Consider the following 1,920-nt stretch of genomic DNA (forward strand, 5'->3'; position numbering starts at 1 on the left):
TCCGGAGCCGCTGGGCGCCCGAAGTCGTGCCACCGGACGGCCGCGCCACCATGAGTCGATCATCAGAGGTGGCCCGTGAGCACGCTCCGTATGCCGCGCGCGGTGTGTCGGCTGCGTCCCATGCCTCCCATGACCGGTAGATCATCGCGGGTGCCACGGACAAGATGCTTGTGGGAGCCGCTGCCGGGATACTGACCAAGCTGCCCGCGTGGCCGGGCCGGCTACGCCAACGGGAGACAAGCAGCCGACGGGAGACAAGCCAGATGCCTCGTAACCCGAGGGACTTCTTCGCCCCGCTCGCGGTGGGAGCGCCGGCGCCCCTGCGAGAGCTCCCACGGGCCCCCTCCCGTGTGATCCATTTCTTCGACCCGAGCAACGCGAAGATGGCCTCGAAGGTCCCGGACATCCTGCCCCGCATCGACGTGGTCCTGGGCAACCTCGAGGACGGCGTCCGGGCCGACAGCAAGATCGAAGCCCGTGAGGGGCTGGTGAAGCTCGCCGCGGCGACGGAGTTCGGCGAGACCCAGCTGTGGACGCGGGTGAACAGCCTCGACTCGCCGTGGGGCCTCGACGACCTGCTGACCCTCGTCCCGGCGATCGGCCACAAGCTGGACGTCATCATGGTGCCCAAGGTCGAGGGCCCGGAGGACATCCACTATGTCGACCGGCTGCTCGCCCAGCTCGAGGCGAAGGCGGGGCTGGCCCGCCCGCTGCTCGTCCACGCGATCCTGGAGACCGCGCGCGGCGTCGCCAACGTCGAGGAGATCGGCGCGGCGAGCCCCCGCATGCAGGGCCTGTCGCTCGGGCCCGCGGACCTCGCCGCCGACCGGCGGATGAAGACGACCCGGGTCGGCGGCGGCCACCCCGGATATCTCGTCCGGGCCGACCCGTCCCCGGCCGACCCGGACGCGCCGCGCCCGAGCTACCAGCAGGACCTGTGGCACTACACCCTCGCCCGGATGGTGGACGCCTGCGTGGCGAACGGCATCCTGCCGTACTACGGGCCGTTCGGTGACATCAAGGACGTCGTGGCCTGCGAGGACCAGTTCCGCAACGCCTTCCTGCTCGGCTGCGTCGGCGCGTGGAGCCTGCATCCGGTGCAGATCGACATCGCGAAGCGGGTCTTCAGCCCGGAGCCGGCCGAGGTCGCCTGGGCCCGGCAGGTCATCGAGACGATGGGGGACGGGACCGGAGCGGTGATGGTCGACGGGAAGATGCAGGACGATGCCTCGGTCAAGCAGTGCAGGGTGGTCCTGGACCTGGCCCGGACCCTTGCCGCGCGCGACCCACGGCTGGCCGAGGCATACGGCTTCGCCGGCACCGCCGCGGCCGACGCCACCGGGCAGGTGGCGGCCCGATGAGCGGCGTGAACGGCGACCTGACGGCTGGCTCGGCAGACTCGGCGGCCTACCGTCCGCGCCGGTCGGTCCTGTACATGCCGGCCGCGAACGAGCGGGCGCTGGAGAAGGCCAGGGGAATCCCCGCGGACGCGCTCATCCTCGACCTTGAGGACGCTGTCGCCCCGGACGCCAAGGACGCCGCCCGGGAGCGGGCCGGCGCGAAGGTCGCGGACGGGGCCTATGGCGGGCGCGAGGTGACCATCCGGGTCAACGCGCTGGACACCCGCTGGCACGCCGACGACCTGCGCGCGGCGGCCCAGGCCGGCCCGGACGCGGTGGTCGTGCCGAAGGTCGGCTCCGCGCGGGACGTGCACGCGGTCGAGAAGGGCCTGGAGGCCGCCGGCGCGCCGGATCACACCCGGATCTGGGCGATGGTCGAGACCCCGGTCGCGATGCTGCGCATCGAGGAGATCGCGCGCTCCTCGCAGCGCCTCGCCGTCTTCGTCATGGGCACGAACGACCTGGCCAACGAGCTGCACGCCGAGCACGTGCCGGGCCGGGCGCCGCTGCTGACCGGGCT

General features: G+C 72.3%; 2 protein-coding genes. Both read left to right on the forward strand.

Translation table 11 applies throughout. The annotated features are described in order from the left end of the window. Positions 1 to 263 precede the first annotated feature (263 nt). Positions 264 to 1,361, forward strand: a complete 1,098-nt coding sequence (locus NBW84_RS01350; RefSeq protein WP_250280928.1) for an HpcH/HpaI aldolase/citrate lyase family protein — start codon at positions 264 to 266, stop codon at positions 1,359 to 1,361. After that, positions 1,358 to 1,920: aldolase/citrate lyase family protein (locus NBW84_RS01355; protein WP_250280930.1), on the forward strand; the 563-nt coding region annotated here is incomplete at its 3' end. The genes NBW84_RS01350 and NBW84_RS01355, both read left to right, overlap by 4 nt.

This window comes from Protofrankia sp. CiP1_Cm_nod2 (assembly GCF_920664355.1).
Classification (GTDB): domain Bacteria; phylum Actinomycetota; class Actinomycetes; order Frankiales; family Frankiaceae; genus Protofrankia.

Excerpts from the sequence above, each read along its gene's own strand:
- NBW84_RS01350 (WP_250280928.1), top strand. The coding sequence starts at position 264 with ATGCCTCGTAACCCGAGGGACTTCTTCGCCCCGCTCGCGGTGGGAGCG.